Origin of the sequence: Campylobacter sp. TTU-622 (assembly GCF_016598965.1) — a bacterium.
In the GTDB taxonomy this organism is placed as follows: domain Bacteria; phylum Campylobacterota; class Campylobacteria; order Campylobacterales; family Campylobacteraceae; genus Campylobacter_D.
Genome location: NZ_JAENKR010000161.1, coordinates 1 through 1312, shown reverse-complemented (window position 1 = coordinate 1312; position 1312 = coordinate 1). Strand labels below are relative to the sequence as shown.

Sequence of the window (1312 nt, the reverse complement as noted above, 5' to 3'; positions counted from 1 at the left end):
TATAAACAATGAAAATATTTATTTCGGAAGTATTGATTATAGTGAACAAATTAAAAAATTACTAGAATATTCTAATTCTAACATAGCAATTTTTAGTGATAATTCTATCTTATCAAACAATTTAAATACTCAAATCTTAAGTCAAAATAATCAAGCTAGAGTTTATAAAATTGAAGGTGATAAGCTCGATTTTGAAAAACTTTTTAAATCTCAAGGAAATTTAAATGATGCTTCAATATTTTTTAATACTCCACTAATTAAAACAGCTTTAAGTAGTTCTCAACTAAGATTTTATGATATTCATCCTTTTGTTTTATTATCTACCCAAATAAACTACAATCCTGTATTTCTTAGTCTAACTCAACCTAATGACAGAAAAAATTTCATCATAGCTAATTCCATTAATAATAACGATGATAATCTGTCCTATCTCAATGAAATTTTTAATCAAAATATTGATTATAATTGGATTGCTTATGCAACAAGTGTTGGAATAGATTATTTTTATACAAAATTTTTAAATTCAAAAAGTCAAAGAATTTTTGAAGAAGAATTAGAAAATTCTCAATTTATATATAAAATCAAACTTGTAAAAGGCTTAAAATCAAATTTTGAAGAATTACATTAATTCTTCAAAGATTTCTTTTAATTTCTCATCTATTCTAGAAATTTTAGAATCCTTTAAAAAGGCTAAAGTAAAATCAGCATCAAAAATTTTTTCATTATCTTTAAAAATTTCTTGTCTTATAAGCGCTGAAACATTTTTAATTTCTAAAAGTTTTGTTTTAACTCTTAATATATCTCCGAGTTTTGCTGATTTTAAAAAACGACAATTTGCTTTAGTGACCAAAAAATGACCTGTTTTTTCATTAAAAATATCTATATCTTTTTTAAAAAACAATTCACTTCTTGCTCTTTCACAAAATTTTAAATAATTACTATGATAAACAACTCCTCCAGAATCTGTATCTTCATAATAAATACGAATTTCCATTAATATCCTTTATATTTAATTTTTCATAAAAATATTATTTATATTTTATAAAAAAATAATAATTAGTATAAATTATCAAAAAAATTTTATATAATTAAAATTATTTTAAAATTTAAAGGAGAAAAATGAAAAAACAAATTCTAGCCCTAATGTTTGGTATCGCTTTACTTTTTAACGCTTGTGATTCTTCAAAATCTAAAAATGAAATCTCAAATCACATTTTAAAGGTTGGGATAGAACCAACTTATAAGCCATTTGATTACAAAGAAAATTCAAAACTTACAGGTTTTGATGTAGATTTATTAGAAGCTATTGCAA

The 1312-nt window shown here is 22.0% G+C and carries 2 protein-coding genes and 1 pseudogene; 2 read left to right on the top strand and 1 reads right to left on the bottom strand.

The window, feature by feature from the left end; all coding sequences use genetic code 11:
• A pseudogene (locus JG677_RS08185) lies at positions 1 to 628 on the top strand (hypothetical protein); the annotation flags it as partial.
• On the opposite strand, the gene JG677_RS08180 reads toward JG677_RS08185, so the two are convergent.
• Complete coding sequence (locus JG677_RS08180; RefSeq protein WP_200286147.1) at positions 620 to 994, bottom strand: YbgC/FadM family acyl-CoA thioesterase; 375 nt, start codon at positions 992 to 994, stop codon at positions 620 to 622. The pseudogene JG677_RS08185 and the gene JG677_RS08180 overlap by 9 nt on opposite strands.
• Positions 995 to 1119: 125 nt before the next feature.
• On the opposite strand from JG677_RS08180, the gene JG677_RS08175 reads away from it, so the two are divergent.
• On the top strand, positions 1120 to 1312 hold a 193-nt coding region (locus JG677_RS08175), incomplete at its 3' end, for a transporter substrate-binding domain-containing protein (protein WP_200286145.1).